At 64.8% G+C, this 18,277-nt stretch carries 15 protein-coding genes; 11 read left to right on the forward strand and 4 right to left on the reverse strand.

Annotated features, from left to right (window positions below; all coding sequences use genetic code 11):
• Positions 1-732: amidohydrolase family protein (locus A5779_RS23815; protein WP_165609826.1), on the reverse strand; the 732-nt coding region annotated here is incomplete at its 3' end.
• A gap of 24 nt (positions 733-756) precedes the next feature.
• Entirely contained in the window at positions 757-1,818 is a 1,062-nt protein-coding gene (locus A5779_RS23820; protein ID WP_110777671.1) for an amidohydrolase family protein, read from the reverse strand.
• A 338-nt stretch (positions 1,819-2,156) separates the two neighbouring features.
• On the opposite strand from A5779_RS23820, the gene A5779_RS23825 reads away from it, so the two are divergent.
• The 3 genes from A5779_RS23825 to A5779_RS23835 all read left to right on the forward strand — a co-directional run bounded on the left by A5779_RS23825 (position 2,157) and on the right by A5779_RS23835 (position 5,626).
• Positions 2,157-3,161: an acyl-CoA dehydrogenase family protein gene (locus A5779_RS23825; RefSeq protein ID WP_064886216.1), complete on the forward strand. Its 1,005-nt coding sequence runs from the start codon at positions 2,157-2,159 to the stop codon at positions 3,159-3,161.
• Positions 3,162-4,337 (forward strand): acyl-CoA dehydrogenase family protein, encoded by a 1,176-nt coding sequence (locus A5779_RS23830; RefSeq protein ID WP_064886217.1) that lies wholly within the window; start codon positions 3,162-3,164, stop codon positions 4,335-4,337.
• Between the two features lie 467 nt (positions 4,338-4,804).
• A complete protein-coding gene (locus A5779_RS23835) occupies positions 4,805-5,626 on the forward strand; it encodes a class I SAM-dependent methyltransferase (RefSeq protein WP_064886218.1) in 822 nt (273 codons plus the stop codon).
• A gap of 66 nt (positions 5,627-5,692) precedes the next feature.
• Here A5779_RS23835 and A5779_RS23840 read toward each other — a convergent pair whose 3' ends face one another.
• Both A5779_RS23840 and A5779_RS23845 read right to left on the reverse strand, forming a co-directional pair.
• Complete coding sequence (locus A5779_RS23840; protein ID WP_064886219.1) at positions 5,693-7,012, reverse strand: TetR/AcrR family transcriptional regulator; 1,320 nt, start codon at positions 7,010-7,012, stop codon at positions 5,693-5,695.
• Positions 7,013-7,199: 187 nt separating this feature from the next.
• Positions 7,200-8,129 carry an SDR family NAD(P)-dependent oxidoreductase gene (locus A5779_RS23845; RefSeq protein WP_064886220.1) on the reverse strand — a complete coding sequence of 310 codons (930 nt, stop codon included), beginning with the start codon at positions 8,127-8,129 and terminating at the stop codon, positions 7,200-7,202.
• Between the two features lie 150 nt (positions 8,130-8,279).
• Here A5779_RS23845 and A5779_RS23850 point away from each other — a divergent pair, with 150 nt between their 5' ends.
• The 8 genes from A5779_RS23850 (at position 8,280) to A5779_RS23885 (ending at position 18,234) form a co-directional block, all read left to right on the forward strand.
• Positions 8,280-9,923 (forward strand): nitric oxide reductase activation protein NorD, encoded by a 1,644-nt coding sequence (locus tag A5779_RS23850; protein ID WP_082941822.1) that lies wholly within the window; start codon positions 8,280-8,282, stop codon positions 9,921-9,923.
• A 136-nt stretch (positions 9,924-10,059) separates the two neighbouring features.
• Positions 10,060-10,908: a CbbQ/NirQ/NorQ/GpvN family protein gene (locus A5779_RS23855; protein WP_064886235.1), complete on the forward strand. Its 849-nt coding sequence runs from the start codon at positions 10,060-10,062 to the stop codon at positions 10,906-10,908.
• A gap of 87 nt (positions 10,909-10,995) precedes the next feature.
• The gene (locus tag A5779_RS23860; protein WP_064886222.1) at positions 10,996-12,111 is read left to right on the forward strand and encodes an ABC transporter substrate-binding protein; all 1,116 of its coding nucleotides are present in this window, start codon (positions 10,996-10,998) and stop codon (positions 12,109-12,111) included.
• A 1-nt stretch (position 12,112) separates the two neighbouring features.
• On the forward strand, positions 12,113-13,243 hold the full coding sequence (locus A5779_RS23865; protein WP_064886223.1) for a spirocyclase AveC family protein: 1,131 nt from the start codon (positions 12,113-12,115) through the stop codon (positions 13,241-13,243).
• A complete protein-coding gene (locus A5779_RS23870) occupies positions 13,236-14,153 on the forward strand; it encodes an SDR family oxidoreductase (RefSeq protein WP_064886224.1) in 918 nt (305 codons plus the stop codon). The genes A5779_RS23865 and A5779_RS23870 overlap by 8 nt, the downstream gene beginning before the upstream one ends.
• On the forward strand, positions 14,146-15,633 hold the full coding sequence (locus tag A5779_RS23875; RefSeq protein ID WP_064886236.1) for an aldehyde dehydrogenase family protein: 1,488 nt from the start codon (positions 14,146-14,148) through the stop codon (positions 15,631-15,633). Before A5779_RS23870 ends, A5779_RS23875 begins: the two co-directional genes overlap by 8 nt.
• 12 nt (positions 15,634-15,645) lie before the next feature.
• Entirely contained in the window at positions 15,646-16,866 is a 1,221-nt protein-coding gene (locus tag A5779_RS23880) for a cytochrome P450 (protein WP_064886225.1), read from the forward strand.
• Positions 16,867-16,965: 99 nt separating this feature from the next.
• Positions 16,966-18,234: a cytochrome P450 gene (locus A5779_RS23885; RefSeq protein ID WP_064886226.1), complete on the forward strand. Its 1,269-nt coding sequence runs from the start codon at positions 16,966-16,968 to the stop codon at positions 18,232-18,234.
• Positions 18,235-18,277 lie beyond the last annotated feature (43 nt).

The following is an 18,277-nucleotide window of genomic DNA, read 5'->3' on the forward strand; positions in this document are numbered from 1 at the left end:
GTCGAAGATCAGGCTCATCACCTGGTTGGCCGCCAACAGTGAGTACGTGACCATGAAGTCGTGGTTGTAGCTGGGCAGCCCCACCGGCGGTGTCGGCAGCGTCTCGTACTCGCCGCGGGACAGGTGGCAGCTCACCGTGATGTCGTGCTTGGTCGCTGCGGCCCAGATCGGGTCGTACTTCGGGTCACCCCACGACGGGCGGGGCTCAGCCTTCATCAGAACCTGGGCCATATAGGGGTGTTCGGCCCACTGCTCGATCTCGGCCACCGCGGTCTGCGGCTCCTCGATGGCGACACAGATGGACCCCCGCCAGCGCTCGTGCCAGTTGTTGTGACCATCCAGCCAGTGATTGGCCAGCCATAGGTTGACCGCGGTGCAGTAGGCCGCGGTGGCCTCGCCCAGTCGGTGCTCGGAGTGTGTTGGTTCGAGGATGGCGATGTCGGAGCCGGCCTCCATGATGAGCTGACGTAGCGCCATATCCGGATCGCTGCAGGCGAATTCACCGTCGGGAGGGAAAGCGTCCACTCGCATGGCATAGGCGTGTGCGTAATCCGGCGCGTCGTAGTAGATCTGCTCGCCGACCTTGTGGCTCAGGAAATACTTACTGCGCCATGGCTCGGGGATGTACTCGATCAGCTCACCGCGGCGCGGCATGGGGTGTACGTCGGAGTCGACGCACCGGACTGCAATCCGCTCGGCTGCAGGCACCCGGGGGTTGGTTGTGACGGTCATCTGTGCTGTGCCTCCCTCGAATACCTACTGCGCCGCAACTGCGGACGCCGAACCGGATGCAACCGCATCCTCTAGCCCGTAAAGCTCTGCGGCGTTGCGCCACAACAACTTGTCGCGTTGTTCGGGGCTGAACGCACTCGGGATCTCTGGTTCGTTGAGCTGCCAGTGTGGATAGCTGGAGCCGTACATCACCATGTCTTCCTTACCGGTGAAGCTCAACCACTCGCCGGCGAACTCGGTGTCCCCGGGCCCGTCGAGGGCGCCCTGAACGAAGTAGACGTGGCCGGGCAGATAGTCGCTGGGCATCTTGGGCGCCCACGGGGTCTGCTCGAGGTGGGGACGGCCGAAGCAGTCCATCCGCCACATGAACGGGGTCAACAGATCTGCGGCGCCGTCGGCCCAGACGAACTTCAGTGTCGGCGTCCGCTCGAACACGCCCTCGGCGATCATGTTCATCAGGTGATAGATGTAGTTGAGCGCCATGAAACCCAGGTACTGCTCATAGGTCCTGGTCTTGCCCGACGGGGTGGGCGCGAACTGGATACCCGCCCCGCCCTCGATGTGCACCGCCACCGGCAGACCGGCGGCGGCGGCCGCGTCCCACAACGGCCAGAACTGCGGCTTGCCATACAGTTCGCGCGACTGCATCGGGATGCCGATCTGCACCACGCGCGGGTGGTCCTTGTACTTGTCGATCTCGCGCAAGGCGCCGACGATGTCGTCCGGGTTGACCCGGATGGTGCCGCGGAACCGCTCACCGTGCTCGGGGTGCTCAAGCCAGCGGGTCACCATCATCGCGTTGTGCGCGGCCGCCAGAGCGGTTCCGAGGTGACGGTCGGGCATGATGCCGCGGGTCATCGGGTGCAGAACCGCGATGTCGACGCCGCGGTCGATGAACAGATGCTGCGCGGCGATGTCGGGATCGGAGCCCGGGTACTGGCGATCGGGGCCCTTGGTGCCCTTGGCGTACTCGCCACCGGGTGCGCCGTACCAGTTCATCTCGTAATCGGGGAAGCCGCGACTGGCGAACGGCTCTTTCAGGAAGTTCTGCCGCAGGTCTTTGTTCGAACCGAAGAAGACATGCACGCTCGCGTCGATAACCGGCGTTCGCGCACTGCCAGGTTGTGCAGGGTTGTTGATCGCCAAGACTGTCCTCCGATGTTCCGTCCGGAAACGAGCTGTGCACACCGCGATGGGCGACGTGCTTTTCACGCCGGACCGTATCGCCAGTCTAGATCCATATTCTTCTATTGCAAGAACATAGTTCTCGGATGACGGCAGGGCTTACGTGCAGGTAGCTGCGGTGCTGGTCGGTCGCCTAGCGGTGAGTTTCCGAGAACGGCCACTTGCCAGAGGAGAATGTCACAACATAGAAAGAGAATGATATTCTCGTCCGGACGTGACAGTGCAGCAGGAGGCGGCGGGTGCTACTCGAATTCGATGCCGATCAGCGGCTATGGCAGGAAACCGTGCGCGATGCGGTGACCAAACAATGCCCGGCCACGCTGGTCCGTGAGGTGGCCGAACAGGGTGTCGATCCGACACCGCTGTGGCAGAGCTACATCGACCAGGGCTGGACCGAGCTCACCGACTCGGAGAACGCCGTCGAGTTGGCGATCGTGCTCGAAGAACTCGGTCGGGCCACCGATCTGACTCCCTACCTGGCGACCATGACGCAATACGCACCTCTGGCGGGGGATCGCTTCGACGCGGCTCGGGCCGGCACTGCGGTCTACAGCGGTGTGGCGGCCAACCGGGATGCCACCGGCTGGGTGCTGACGGGAACCGCCCATCACGTGCTCGACGGCGACCGAGCCCAGAACCTCGCCGTGGTGACCGACGGTGGTGTGTTCCTGGTCGACTCGGCTCAGGTTTCCGCCAAGCGCAGCGCGGTGTTCGATCCGGTGTTGCACGTGGCCGAGGTGTCATTCGACAACGTTCTTGTCGATGACACGGACCGCCTGCACGTCGACACCGAGAAGGCACACCATCTGGCTCTGACCGGGATGGCCATCACGATGGTCGGCGCCTGTCAGCGGGCGCTCGACCTCGTGCTCGACCATGTGAAGCAGCGGCAGCAGTTCGGGGTGGCGATCGGGTCTTTCCAGGCCGTGCAGCACAAGGCTGTCGACATGCACGTGGCGATTGAGCGGGCCCGCGCGCTGGCGTATTTCGCCGCACTGACCATCGCCGCCGATGACCCGCGCCGTCGACTGGCGGCGAGGATGGCCAAGGCGGCCGCCGGGGAGTGCCAGACCGTGGTGTTCCGCCACGGTGTGCAGTTGTTCGGTGGGATGGGTTTCACATGGGAGAACGACGTGCAGTTTGCGCTCAAGCGGGCCAAGGCCGGCGAGCTGCTGCTGGGCGGCGCTGCCGAGCACCGAGGCGTGATCGCCGCTGAGTACCGCACGACCTACAGGGGACTGTAAATGCAGCTGACATACGATTCCGACGTCGAGGAGTTCCGCGCCGAGTTCTCCGCGTTCCTCGATGCGAACCTGCCGTCGGAGGCCGACACCTTGGAGCGGCCCCGTTCGGTCTCGCACATGCCGCAATGGGCCCGCGATTGGCAGCGGCTGCTCTTCGACAACGGCTATTTGCTTCCGGCCCAGCCGCCTGAGTTCGGTGGACGCAACGCTTCGGTGGTGCAGACCTTCGTCCACCTCGACGAGCTGTGCCGTCGCCGGATCTACCACAGCTTCAACCCGCAGGGCGTCAACATCATTGCGGCATCACTGCTGACATTTGGCTCCGACGAGCAGAAGCACCGCTGGGCGGTACCGGTGCTGCGCGGTGAGAAGACTGCCTCGCTGGGGATGAGCGAGCCGAGTGCGGGTTCTGACCTCGCGTCGTTGCGCACCCGGGCTGTCCTCGATGGTGACCATTTCGTCGTCAACGGCCAGAAGGTCTGGACCTCGGGCGCGCACGACGCCGATTTCTTGCTGACGTTCGTGCGTACCGACCCGGATGCGCCGAAGCACAAGGGAATCAGCGTGCTGATCATCCCGACGGACACCCCCGGGGTGGTGTGCCGGCCGTTCGCCGACATGACGGGCGAGGAGAACCTCGACTTCAACGAGGTCTTCTTCACCGACGCCCGGGTGCCGGCCGAGAACTTGGTCGGTCCGCTCAACGGCGGCTGGGGAGTGGCGAACGGATCGCTCGGTCACGAGCGCACTATGATGTGGCTCGGTTTCGCCGACCGGATCGACAACATGCTGGCCGACTTCCAGCCCAAGACCGAGCTGGAGCGCGACCAGTACGCCACTACGGTCATGGACTATCAGGCCTTGCGCGCCATGGGGTCTGCGGCGTTGGCCAAGGCCTCACGTGGCGAAGCGGACACCGCCTCTGTGTCGGTGCTAAAGCTCTTCGGTTCCGAGGCCGAGCGCAACGCGTTCGAGAACGCGCTGACCGCGGCCGGCCCCGACGGGTTGATCCACCCCACCACGTCGGGCCCGTACGAGCACATGAATCTCGACCACTACTTCGCGAGCTGGTTCGAGCGCTATGCAAGGAGTTTCGGCGGCACCATCGCCGGTGGGACTTCGGAGATTCAGCGCAACATCATCGCCACCCAGGTGCTGGGGTTGCCCCGCCGCTGAGTGGCTTTAGACTCCAGCGTCACGCCAGAGTGGCTGTCGAGCTCGAAAGCCACTCTGGCGTGACGAGAGTGCCCGTGAGTTGGGTTATTCGGATGCGCGGTGTCGACCTTGGCCGAAGCTCCAGCTCTCGATGTCACCGATGCTTGCTCTGATCCAGCCGCACCAGTGGTGGCGCCGCATATCAGCCTCTCCCGCAGACACATTCGAGCTCCGGTCACGACCGACGGGACTTGCTGTCCGCCCAGCCTCAGGCGGCCCGGTTCAGCTCGCTGTGGACTGGATGCGACCAAGCGCACCACGCAGACATCGAGTTAGAGGTAGTTGAAAGCCGACCCTTGACTCATGCTGAACGTGTGTTTAGTGTGCTGAACACGCGTTCAGTAGGGGCGGCGGTCGGCCGTTCAACCAGGGCGCCTCGATCGAGCAGCCGATGACCAGCAGCGGTCACCAAAAAGAGGGCAAACCAAATGACTACGACCGTTCCGAACTTCAACCCGGTGCAGGCGAGCCTCTGGTTGACGCTGTGCGGGAGAGCGCTCGACAACCGGCTGTCTCGACCCATTCTGGGCGACAACATCGCGGACGAGGTCGTACGAATGGTCGAATTCGATTACGAGAAGCTTCATATCCCAACGAGCAGTGCGATCTACATCGCGCATCGGGCCAAGAAGCTGGACGAGATCGCCCAGCGGTTCATCGCGCGTCACCCGAACGCGGTCGGCCTGGACCTCGGTGCGGGTCTGGACAGTCGGGCGCACCGCATCGCCCCGCCACCCACGGTCGACTGGTACGACATCGACTTTCCGGAGGTCGTCGGCGCTCGGCGGCAACTGTTGCCTCAGGATGCCAACCCACACGACATCGGCGCTGACGTCACCGAGTCCGCTTGGCTGGATGCTCTGCCCGCTGATCGGCCAGTCGTGATGGTTGCCGATGGGCTGATCGCGTTCCTCTCAGAGGAAGAAATGCGGATCATGGTCAGCCGTATCATCGATCACTTCCCCAGCGGGGAGATTGCGTTCAACGGGTACAGCAAGTTCGCCGTTTGGGCCCAGAAGCGTTTTGCCGGCGCCGAATCCATCAAGGCTGTCACCAAATTTCCCGGCTTCGACGATCCCCGATACCCCGAACGCTGGCACCCCAAGCTGAAGCTGGTCAGAGAGATTCTCTGCACCCGCGAGCCCGAGGTCGCCGAGTTCCCGCTGGGCCTTCGCCTGATGAACCACCTCACCGCGCCGAGCACTGCTGTATCCCGGAGAGGAAACGTAGTCCTTCACTATTCCTTCTGAGCCTGGGCCGGCCGAGGGGCGCGGTGCCGAATACGTTGCCGCGACACGCCTTCGGCTAGCCCACAGTCAGCGCGCGACGACACCGCGCAGGCTCGTATCCCGCACATGGATCTGCGCCGCCCGGGTACCCGACTGCCGCAGGATGTTCTCGGGGATCCAGCCCACACAGATCACGGACCGGGCCAGCATCTCGTTCGACGGACTGTCGATGCTGATCTCGCCGGCCCTGATCCCTGCGGCGAGAAGTGACTTGACCTGTTTGACGCGCTGCGTGAACAACCAGCCGGGGTTGGGGGTGTCCGGCGGGGACTGGCGCATCCATGCGAGCTGGATCCTGAACTCGTCTCCGAACTGGTCCAGCGCGTTGGTGTGGATCCAGCTCAGCGCGTCGAGCTTTTCGATCGTGGTGCCCTCGGATCCGAGGACTTCGGTCCAGCCCACGGCGATCTTCTCCCCGAAGGACTGCATGATCGCCGCCAGCAGTTCGTCCTTCGACCCGATCAGCCGGTACACGGTGCCGGTGCCCATGCCTGCCGCGGAGGCGATGTCGCGCACGGTCGTGCCCTCATAGCCGCGCCGGCCGAACTCCGCCCGCGCTACCGCGCGGATATGGGCGGTCTTGTCATCGGCCTCGGAGGCGGCCTCCTCGATCCAGGTCCGCACCACGGCGTCGGCCGCGATGAACGGGACGGACCTGTCGAGTTCGGTGTCGGTGGGCCGGCCGGTGGCCAAGCCTTCCAGCAGAATCCGGCACAGCAGGGTGGCGACCTTCTCCGGTGCGGCGTTGTGGCGCATGACGTCGAGGCCGACCTGCAGCATGGTCTGGCAGATCCGGTCGGCCAGAACGGCCAGATCGATATCCGAGCGCAGGTAGCCGGCCCATCGGGCGGCTCGCAGCGTCTGCTGCATGGCATCCAGCGTCGCCGTCGGGCGGCGCTGTGCCAGGGCGACGAGGTCGGGGTTGGAACTCGGGCTCTCGTAGAACGACATCTGAAGAGCGGCACGGTGTGCGACGGCGCATCGCGCGATATCCGAGCCGAGCTCGGCGATCCGGTCGAACGGCGACGCCGGATCGGGGCCGTCCAACCGGCGCTGGGCGTGCTCGGCGATGCGGTCGAGGTCCTCGTGATACCGCTCGAGCAGTTCCACCAGGATGGCTTCTTTGGATTCGAAATGGTGGTACAGGCTGCCCGGCAGAATGCCTGCCGCGTCCGCGATCTCCTGCAGCGATGTGCGCAGGCCCGACGTGGCGATCAACGTGGCGGCGGTCTCGAGGATCTCGGTCCGGCGCGTACGATCCTCCGCTACGGTGCCGGGTTCGGTTGCGCGACCTGGGGTGCGCTTGAGCGTCTTGCGCTCCCCAGGGGTTACCTGGGGACGGCCCACAGCGGCTCCACGATGATTACTGGCTCCCGTCATACGATTTGGGTTTCCGACCCAATATTTGGTTAGAGGCTACCAGAACAGCGCTGGTGCGCCGGGGATCCCGTGAAGCCAAAGACGCCGGTAGACCCTGCACGGCCGGGTTGCGGGCCTTGCGCCGAACGTGCCGACGGCAACGCTGTCGCCGGACTCACCCGGTGACGCCGAGCCGCTCGGTAACCGCGAATACCTCGTCGTAGATCGACCCCGGCACTGTGAACGGCTCTGTCGCAGCCACTTCCGACAGATGAGCGGCGACATCGTCGGCGGTCGGGTTGCTGTCGGTGGGTGCCAGCCAGCCCTCACCCAGCCCGACGAACACCCGGGCGAACCGTCCGGCGCAGGCAGAGAAGTTCTGATGACTGAACTCGCAGTCACGGCTGGCCAGGTACACCACCAAGGGTGCCACCAGCTCAGGCCGGATCGCCTTGAAGAAGCCGTTGCCCTCAAGCGCTTTCGGATCGCCGAGGGTCTCGGTGACCATCCTCGAGATGCCGAACGGCAGTACGGTGTTGGCCAGGATTCCGTGCGGCGCGCCCTCGAGCGCGATCACATTGGCGAGGCCGACCAGGCCCGCCTTGGCTGCAGCGTAATGGGCTTCGAGGTGCTGGCCGAACATCCCTGCCGACGAGGCGATGAACACGAACCGGCCGTAGCCCTGGTTCTTCATGACCCGGAACGCAGGCTGGGACAGGTAGAAGCCGCCGTCGAGGTGCACTCGCAGCATGCGACGCCAGTCTTCGGGGGAGAGCTCGTCGAACGGGACGCTGTTGAAGATGCCCGCGTTGCTGATCACTACGTCGAGCCGACCGAACTGTTCGACGGCGGTGCGCACGATCGCCTCGCCACCTTCGGGGCTGTCGACCGAATCGTAGGACGCCACCGCGGTACCGCCGGAGCCGACGATTTCGTCGACAACCTGATCGGCCACCGCGACGTCCGAACCGTCGCCAGACATGGACCCGCCCAGATCGTTGACCACCACTGCGGCGCCGCGCCGTGCCAGCTCGAGAGCGTATATCCGGCCGAGGCCGCGGCCGGCACCGGTCACCACGGCGACCTGGTCGTCGAAGTCGATCACTTTGTAGCCCTTGCCAGTTGATGTTCCGGGTCGGTTGATTGACTCCGGTCGGCCCGAACTCTACGGTGGAACAGATATTTGGTCAACGGGGTGCGGAGGTGGAAAGTGCCCGGTGGCGGTGACGACGACGGCCGGTTCGCCGGGCTGGGCATGCTGGCGTCCGCCCTCGCAGCTCGTCCGGTTGCGGTGACGGCGGCCGCCCCGGGGGCCGTGCCGTGGACCGATGGCAAGACCGTGTTCGTCGATCCGTCGGCGTCCCCGCGTACGCAGCTCGAATCGGTAGCCGTGCAGGCATCACTGATCGCGGCAGGCAGCCTGGACCCTGATGTGCTCGGAGCCCTGGTCCGTCATCGGCGGTTGACCGGCCGTTATCTGGCCGTCGAGGGACACCGCGCGCTGTTGGTAAACCGCGCACTCCTGCCGAATTCCCTTGGCGCCCTCGCGGACCCGAGGGTCTGCGAGGGCAGCGATTCACCCGCAGCGTCCCTGGCGATGGCGAGCGGCAAGGGTGCGTTACCCGATCCGCCGACGGGATTCGGTGCGATCCAGGCCAGGAAGGTCCTGGCGGCGTGCGCAGCGGCCAAGCCTGTAGATGAGCGGTCGGTGGCACATGTGCCGCGGCGCGATGAGAAGCAGGAGCTCGAGGAACTCGATGAAGACGACGTCGACGACTCTGATGACCCCGATCTGTTCTCCAGCCCGGTCGGCGGGGGTGGAGCCATTGGAAAATGGCTCAAGAAGCTCTTGTCGTCGTCCCGCAAGACAGGTGGCAGCAGTGGGGGGCCGCCGGGTGCCGATTCGCCGACACATCGAACCAACTCGACGAAACGTGGGGTGCACGCGGTCTCCTCGCTCGCCACGGTGTCGTCGGAGGAAATTGTCGACGTCAAGACCGCCGGGGTGAAGTATCCGGAATGGAACGCCGAACGCCGCGTCTATCGACTCGACTGGTGCACCGTCCGCGAGGCTGACCCGCAGATCAAGCCGCACGCGACCCAGCAGATCGAGGACGCGATCAGCGTGCGGCGCCCCCTGGCGCGTCTTGGCATGGGACTGCATCGGCGTCATCGGCAACCGCAGGGCGACGACATCGACATCGACGCCGCGCTGGAGGCCCGGGTCGAAGTTCGGGCCGGATCGGTGCCCGACGAGGCCGTCTACCTGGACAGTCTGCGTCGCCGGCGGGACCTGTCGGTGCTTTTGCTGTTGGACATCTCCGGTTCGGCCGCTGAGCCGGGCACCGTCGGGCGCACGGTGCATCAGCAACAGCGGACGGCAGTGGCCCATCTGATGGTGGCGCTTCACGACCTGGGTGACCGGGTGTCGCTGTACGCCTACTACTCCCAGGGTCGGTCGGCGGTGACGATGGTTCCGGTGAAACGGTTCGACGACCACCTGGATGCACAGGTGTTCCGGCGACTGAACAGCCTTGAGCCGGGCGCGTATTCGCGTCTCGGAGCGGCGATCCGGCACGGTTCGGCGGTCTTGGAGGAGCGTGGTGGCACCGCGCGGCGGCTACTGGTCGTGCTGTCCGACGGACTGGCCTACGACCATGGTTACGAGCGCGCCTACGGTGCTGCCGACGCCCGACGCGCCTTGACCGAGGCTCGGCGTCGGGGGACCGGTTGCGTGTGTCTGACCATCGGTGCCAGCACCGACGTGGAGTCGTTGCGTCGGGTGTTCGGGAGTGCCGCTCACGCCACCATCGCCAGTCCCGATCAGCTCGCCGGCGTGATCGGGCCGGTGTTCCGCTCCGCGATTCGTTCCGGTGAGGTTCGTCGCCGAGTGTCGTGATGTCAAGGCCCAGAACGTCATTGGGTCTGACCCGATATGAGCAGGCGCGTTGTGAAGAATGGTTGAAACAAACATCTGTTCCACGATAGGCTCACTTCCGTACCGCAGCGTCGCGGCTACGACGAAAGGTGTGTTGATGGCCAACGAGTCCGGGCTCGCTCACCAGAACGGCGCCAGTTCGCAGGCCCTGAGTGCACGTCCCTATTACCGACCGGTCGGCAACGAGGAGATAGTGTTCAAGGCGGCGTACCGCCAGGGCCTTTCGCTGGTCTTGAAGGGGCCGACGGGGTGCGGTAAGACGCGCTTCGTCGAGGCGATGGCTCACGATCTCGGGCGCCCGCTGATCACCGTCTCCTGTCACGACGACCTCACCACCGCCGACCTTGTGGGTCGGTATCTGCTACGCGGCGACGAGACGGTGTGGGTGGACGGGCCGCTGACCCGCGCTGTGCGGGAAGGTGCGATCTGCTACCTGGACGAGGTAGTCGAAGCTCGGCAGGACACCACGGTGGTGCTGCACCCACTGTCCGACTACCGGCGCCAGTTGCCCATCGAACGGCTCGGCATCACGCTCGATGCGGCACCGGGATTCGGTCTGGTCATGTCCTACAACCCGGGCTACCAGAGTGTGCTCAAAGACCTGAAGGACTCGACGCGTCAGCGGATGGTGGCCATCGAGTTCGGTTTTCCGGATCCCGATGTCGAAGAGGGGATCATCGCCCACGAAGCGGGCGTGGATCATGCCACGGCTGTCGAGTTGGTGCGGTTCGGCCAGGCGATCCGGCGCCTGGAGACCGGCGGCCTGCGTGAGGTCGCATCGACCCGCGTGTTGATCGCGGCGGGACGACTCATCGCCGAAGGCCTGCCGGTCGCGGTGGCGGCAAGGGTGGCGATCGCGGGACCGCTCACCGATGACGTTGCGGTAGGTCGCGGTCTGCACGAGTTGATCGACGTCTACCTGGGCGGATCCGCATCGGGTGATTGACGGTGTGTCCGGCCGCCATTAGTGTCTGAACAAATATTAGGTCTGCCCACAGCGCCCTCGCGATGAGTGCCGAAACATGGAGGTCAGATGTCGTACGAGAGCACTGCGCAGCCCATCAAAGTCGGCTATTTGATGGATTTCACCTTGCCGCCGGGTTTCCCGGAAGAACTGATGGCCTCGTTCACCCAGACGTTTGAGCTGGTGTTCGAGGAGGCAGTTGAGCAGGGCCTGATGGATCGCCCGGTGCAGATGATCTACCGCGAGGTGGAAGGGCTGCCGAAGGGATCGGTCAAGGCAGTGATCGACGCCTTCGGTGAGCTTGTCGACGAGGGCTGCCTGGTGGTGTTCGGGCCGAACATCACCGACAACTGCGTGCCACTGCGGGAAGCGATCGAGGAGCGTTTCAAGGTGCCGGCGATCAGCGTTACCGGGACCGACGACTGGCTCGGCGAGTGGACGTTCGCCTTCCCCCAGGGATCGATGACCGACGAACCCATCTTTCTGGCGGATCTGATCTCGAAGCGGGGCCTGACCGAGATCGGCGTCCTGGTGGAGCAGAACCTCATCGGTGACAGCTATCTGAAGAATCTACGAACTGCATGTGCCCGCAAGGGTATTCGGATTGTCGCCGAAGCCGCGATCGCGCAGACCGCCCAGGACATCAACGCCGCGGTGAGCACGCTGCACGAGGCGAAGGCAGAGGCGATCGTGCACCTCGGTTTCGGTTTTGGCATTGTCTTCATCAATCCCGCACTTGAGGCCGTCAACTGGGATCCCCCGCGCTTCACCACCACCGCGTTCCAGAACGCGTGGGTCAATCCGATCATGTGGAACGCGCTTCTGGGTTGGGTCGGGGTCGATCAGTACGACGAGGGAAATGCCGTCGGGCAGGCCTGGCTGGACCGGTATGCGAAGCGGTACAACGGGAGTCGCCCCGAGTACTGCGTTTCGGTGGTCAACCACGACGTGGCGGCCACGCTGGTGCGAGCCTTCACCGACGCGCATCCGTTGAGCCCGCGCGGGGTCAAAGAAGCGCTCGAGCGCGTGAAGATGATGCCCGCGGCGTCCGGCGCGCCGGGAACCCGGGTGTCCCTGGGGAAGTGGACGCGACGCGCATGGATGGGGCCGGGATATCTGGTCGCGCGGACCCTCGATGCCGACGGCATCAACTCGCACCTCGTCGACCGGTTCGGGGCGGAATGACATGACTACCAGGGAATCCCTACCGCCTGACACACAGGTCAAGCCGCCGCCGCGCAAAGGGCCGAGCTGGGGCCGGGTCGTGGCGCTGCTCGCCTGGCTCGGCTTTCTCGGCCTGTTCGTCGCGGTCGGGCGGACGGACGTCGACCCGCGGGTGGCCAACCCGAACGTCGAGGGGCGGCCACGTCCCGTCGCGTTCCTGACCGCGTTCGACCACTGGCAGATCATCCCGCAGGTGGGTGCCGTGATCATCGTCGTGGCGTTCACCGTCATGTTCATTGTCGGCTGGCGGAAAAACCCCGGCAGTCCGGTACTGCTGATGGTCCTGTGCACGACGCTGATCGTCTGGCAGGACCCGATCATGAACTGGTCGCCGTACGCGGTGTACAACCCGATGCTGCTGCACTGGCCAGAGAACTGGTACCTGATCATGATGTCGCCGACGGTGGAACCGTTCATCGTGTTCGGCTACGTATTGTTCTACTTCGGACCGTACTTCCCGGCGATCTGGATTCTTCGCAAGCTGCAGGCCGAGCGCGGCCCTGAAGCGTTCGTCACCCGACACCCGCTGGTCAGCCTGGGCGCCCTGGTGCTGGTGATCGGGTTCATCTTCGACGCCATACTGGAAGTCAGCCTGGTGCGGACCGGACTCTACATCTACTCGCAGGCGATTCCGCTCGGAACGTTGTTCCCCGGCAGCACCTTTCAGTTCCCACTCATCTGGGAATCGCTCTCGGTGACGTTCGTGATGATCCCGGCGGCCATCCTCGTTTATCGCGACGACACGGGAAAGTCGGTGGCCGAGAAGCTCGCTGCGAAGGCGAGGCTCTTCCCGACGAAGCCCGTACTCGGCACGTTCCTGGTGATGTTCGCGATCATCAACGTGTCGTACTTCGCCTACGGTGGCTGGTTCTGGGCGATCAAGGCCAGCGGCCTCGCCACCTCGGTCGCCTGCCCGTGGCCATATCCCGAGGCCAAGATCTATGACCCCCAGGGCTACTACCGGGCGAACGGTGCCGAGGGGCCGTACTCGGTGGGCAAGTGGTCCACCTGGCAGCAGGGACCGTCCCGCAACCTCGACGTCGAGCTGGGTTCGAAGAGCGATCGGTGCGCAACGGGGAACCAGCATGACTGAGCGGACCGATGAGCGCTTGCGCGAAGAGCATAGGACAGCCCTCATCACGGGTGCGTCCCGTGGGCTCGGCTTCGCTTCGGCCACGCACCTTTATCGCGAGGGGTGGCGCGTGGTGGCTGCGATGCGCTCGCCGGACCGCGGAATGACACTGCTGCGGGAAGCAACCGGGGCAGGGAACGATGACGACCGGCTGATCGGCATCCAGCTCGACCTCACCGACGCCGCTTCGATCGCCGCGGCGGCCAAGGGCGTCACCGAAACCCTCGGGGCACCACATGCGGTGGTTCACAACGCCGGGATCTCCGCCGCCGGAATGGTCGAGGAGACGCCACCGGATCTGTGGGAGCGCATGTTCGCGACCAACGTTTTCGGCCCGGTGGCGCTCACCAGGGCGCTGCTGCCGTCGATGCGAGACGCCGGACGGGGCCGCATCGTGCTGATCTCCAGCGCTGCCGGGGTTCGTGGAATGCCGGCCACCGCACCATATTCGGCGGTCAAGGGCGCGCTGGAACGGTGGGGGGAGTCGATGGCCGGTGAAGTCGGGCCGTTCGGGATCGGTGTCACCATTCTGGTCACCGGTACCTACGACACGGAGATCATCACCGACGCGGGCACGACGGACGTCCGTGACCTCGACGGGCCCTATGCCCGCCACCACCGCACGATGGACAAGCGGGGCCGGGCCATGATGAAGCGCGCGGCCCGGCCCCCCGAGAAGTTCGCCGCGGGTCTGGCCAAGGCCCTCGAGAGTCCGAAACCCTTCGTCAAGACCGCTGTCGGCCCGGACGCACGAATGTTGTTGATCGCCAACCGCTTGCTTCCCGCGGCGGGTTTGCACCAGGTGACCCGGCTGATGATGGGCATCCCACGGTTCGGCGCGTTACGAGGGGAGGGTGCAGGTCATGACTGACTTCGAAGCGAGGATGTTGATCGACGGCAAGCTCGTCGAGGGCGAGTCAGGAGCCTTCGCCAACATCAACCCGGCGAATGAAGATGTGCTCGGCGAGGTTTCAGACGCGTCGAAGGCCGACATGAACCGGGCCATCGACGCGGCCCGCCGGTCGTTCGACGAGACCGACTGGTCGACCGACCATCAACTCCGCAAACGGTGCCTTGAACAATTGCACGAGGCGATCGAGGGCGAACTGGAGTCGCTGCGCGAGGAACTCATCGCCGAAGTCGGTGCGCCGCGCGCCGTGACCCACGGCCCCCAACTCGACGCTCCGTTCGCCGACGGGCTCAAATACCCGGCCCGACTGATCGACACCTTTCCGTGGGAAACCGATCTCGGCGATACCGTCGTCTCCGTCACCGGGGTGAACACCACCCGCAAGGTGTGGCGTGAGCCGGTCGGCGTGGTCGGTGCCATCGTGCCGTGGAACTTCCCGTTCGAGGTCGCCGTCAACAAGCTGGGGCAGGCCCTGGCGACCGGTAACACCGTGGTGCTCAAGCCTGCGCCCGACACACCGTTCAATGCCACGCGGCTCGGCCGGCTCATCGCCGAGAACACCGACATCCCAGCGGGTGTGGTGAATGTCGTGACGGCATCGGACCACCTCGTCGGCGAAGAACTCACCCTGTCACCCAAGGTGGACATGATCTCGTTCACCGGCTCCACGGCCGTGGGTAGGCGAATCATGGAAAAAGGTGCCGCGACGATGAAGCGGCTGTTCCTCGAACTGGGTGGCAAGTCGGCGACGATCGTGCTGGAAGATTTGGATGACACAGCGTTCAACTCCGCATGTTTGATCGGTATCGGCCCGTTGCTACACGCCGGGCAGGGCTGCGCAGCTCCCACCCGAATGCTGTTGCCGCGCTCCCGTTACGACGAAGGCGTGGCGATCCTGAAGGCGATCTACGAGAACATCACCCCAGGTGATCCGCAGGATCCCGGAACCCTCTGCGGCCCGGTCATTTCAGCCAAACAGCAAGCCCGCATCCTCGGCTACATCGCGAAGGGCGTCGACGAAGGTGCCACGATGCTCGTCGGCAGTACGCAGGCGCCGACGGCTCTCGGTCTGTATGCAAAGGGTTTCTGGGTCAGCCCAACCCTTTTCACCGATGTCGACAACTCGATGACCATCGCGCAGGAGGAGATCTTCGGACCGGTTCTCGTCGTCATCCCGTACGAGGACGAGGATGACGCCGTCCGGATCGCCAACGACAGCCCGTACGGGCTCGCAGGCAACGTCATGTCGGGCTCGCTGGAGCGGTCGCTTGCCGTCGCGCGCCGGCTGCGCGCCGGGTTCATCGGGCTCAACGGCACCGCAGGTTACGGCGCGGACACCCCGTTCGGCGGTTACAAGAACAGCGGAGTCGGACGCCAGAACGGCATCGCCGGATTCGAGCAGTACACCGAGATCAAGTCCGTCGCCTACCCGGCCGGCTAGGAGGAGACAGCTTTGTCGCAGCTATTTGACGACCTGGAGGACTTCGGCTCGTTCGACGACGCCGTCTCGGGAGATGTCCGGGATCCATTCCCGGAGCTCGCCAGGCTTCGCCGCGAGGAACCGATCCAGCGGATCGACATGTCCGCGATGCCGGGAGGAGCGGGTAAGCCCGTGTTCATCGTGTATCGCTACGAGGACGCCCAGCAGATGCTGCGCGACAACCTGACGTTCTCGTCGTCGGGTGTCATCGCAGCGTTCGGTCCGGTGCTCGGCGAGCGCGTGATGCTGGGCATGGATGAACCGGTGCACGGCCGGCTGCGTTCGCTGGTATCGAAGGCGTTCTCGCAGAAGGCCTTGACGCGTTGGGAAGACGAGTTGGTCGGCCGGGTCGGCAACGAACTCATCGACAAGTTCGCGGACAAGGGCAGGGCCGACCTGGTCAAGGAATTCACCTTCGACTATCCGAGCCGGATCATCGCGGGATTGTTGGGATTGCCAGAAGCGGACTATCCCCAGTTCCAGCGTTGGTCCATCTCGCTGCTGAGTTGGATCCTGAATCCCGAGCGCGGTCTGGCGGCTTCAGCCGCGCTGTGCGAGTACTTCGCTCCGATCCTGCAAGCCCGTCGGGCCGAGCCGAAGGACGACATGATCAGCCTTCTCGCCGAGGCCGAGATCGACGGCGAGAAGCTCACCGATGAAGAGATCTTCTCCTTTCTGCGGTTGCTGTTGCCGGCCGGAGTGGAGACGACGTACCGGTCGCTGGGCAATCTGCTGTTCGGGTTGCTCTCGGACCCGACGCAGCTGGACGCGATCCGGGCCGACAGATCACTGCTGCCACAGGCCATCGAGGAGGCGGTGCGCTGGAATCCTCCGCTGTTGACCATCACCCGGACCACCACCTGCGACACCGAGCTCGGCGGGGTGCACATCCCCGAAGGTTGTTCGGTGATGCCGATGCTCGGCTCGGCGAATCGGCAGGACGATCGGTGGGAGAATCCCGACGAGTTCGACATCTTCCGCACCGCCAAAGGAAACCTCGGCTGGGGTCACGGTGTCCACGTGTGTCTGGGCATGCACCTGGCACGGCTGGAAATGCGCACCGGCATCAACCTTCTGCTGGATCGACTGCCCAATCTGCGGCTGGACCCGGACGGGGACGATCCGCACATCCGCGGTCAGGTCTTCCGGTCGCCGACCGCGCTACCGGTGCTGTTCGATGCGGCCGCCCGATGACCACCCCGGCGAGCAGACACATATGTACCCGACACACCGCGATTCGGGGTACGTATGCGTCTGCTCGCGCTAGGAAAAGTGACCCGAGGAGAGGCTGAGATGACCGACTTCGAGACGGTGGACTTCTTCACCGACGAGTCACTGGTGCCCGACCCGTACCCCTACTTCGACCACCTGCGGTCGAAGTGCCCTGTCGCCCAGGCGACCCCGTTCAACGTCCTGGCAGTGACAGGCTACGACGAGGCGTTGGCCGTCTACCGGGACCCGGCGTTCTCATCCTGTGTGTCGGTCGCGGGCCCGTTCTCGGGGATGCCGTTCGGGCCGGGGGACAGTGACGATGTCACCGACCTGATCGAGCAGCACCGTGCCGCGGTTCCGATGGCCGAGCACATCACCTCACAGGATCCGCCGGTACACACCCGCACCCGCGGGCTGATGAACAAGCTGATCACGCCGAAACGCCTCAAGGAGAACGAGGAGTTCATGTGGCGACTGGCCGATGAGCAGCTCGACACCTTCATCGACAAGGGCGGCTGCGAATTCCTGGCCGACTACGCAAAACCGTTCTCGCTGCTGGTGATCGCCGATCTGCTGGGTGTCCCGGCCGACGATCACGAGGAATTCAAGGCCGCGTTCGCGCTGGAGACGGTCGGTGAACTCGGCAAGGAGGCACCGACGACGCACAACCCCCTGCAGTGGCTCAACGAGAAGTTCTACGCCTACATAGAGGATCGCAGGCGCACGCCACGCGACGACGTTCTGACCGGGCTGGCGCAGGCCAAATATGAGGACGGTTCGACGCCCGAGATCGAGGACGTGATGAACCTGTCGACGTTCCTGTTCGCCGCGGGAACGGAGACGACCACCAAGCTGGTGAGCTCGGCGGTGCGGTTCATCGGTGACAACCCAGGATCCGAGAGGTTGCTGCGCGGGGACCGCAGCAAGATCCCGGCCTTCCTCGAGGAGACACTGCGCTTGGAAAGTCCGGTCAAATCGCACTTCCGGATGGCCGGCAAGACCACCAGCATCGGTGACGTCGAGGTTCCCGCTGGGACCACCGTCATGGTGCTTCCCGGAGCGTGCAACCGCGACGAACGGAAGTTCCCCGAACCCAACATCTTCCGAACCGACCGTGCCAACGTACGCGAACAGATCGCATTCATCCGCGGTGTCCACTCCTGCCCGGGTGCCCCGTTGGCCCGCGCGGAGGGCCGGATCTCGCTCAACCGGATCCTCGACCGGATGGGTGACATCACGATCTCCACCGAGCACCACGGCCCGGCGGACAACCGCAACTACACCTACGAACCGACCTTCATCATGCGTGGGCTCAGCACGCTGCACATCACCTTCACGCCGCTGCACTGACACCTCAAGCAGACGCAAACTCGCCAGAGAAAAGGAGCACCAC

Origin of the sequence: Mycolicibacterium peregrinum, assembly GCF_001665625.1 — a bacterium.
Classification (GTDB): Bacteria; Actinomycetota; Actinomycetes; order Mycobacteriales; family Mycobacteriaceae; genus Mycobacterium; species Mycobacterium peregrinum_B.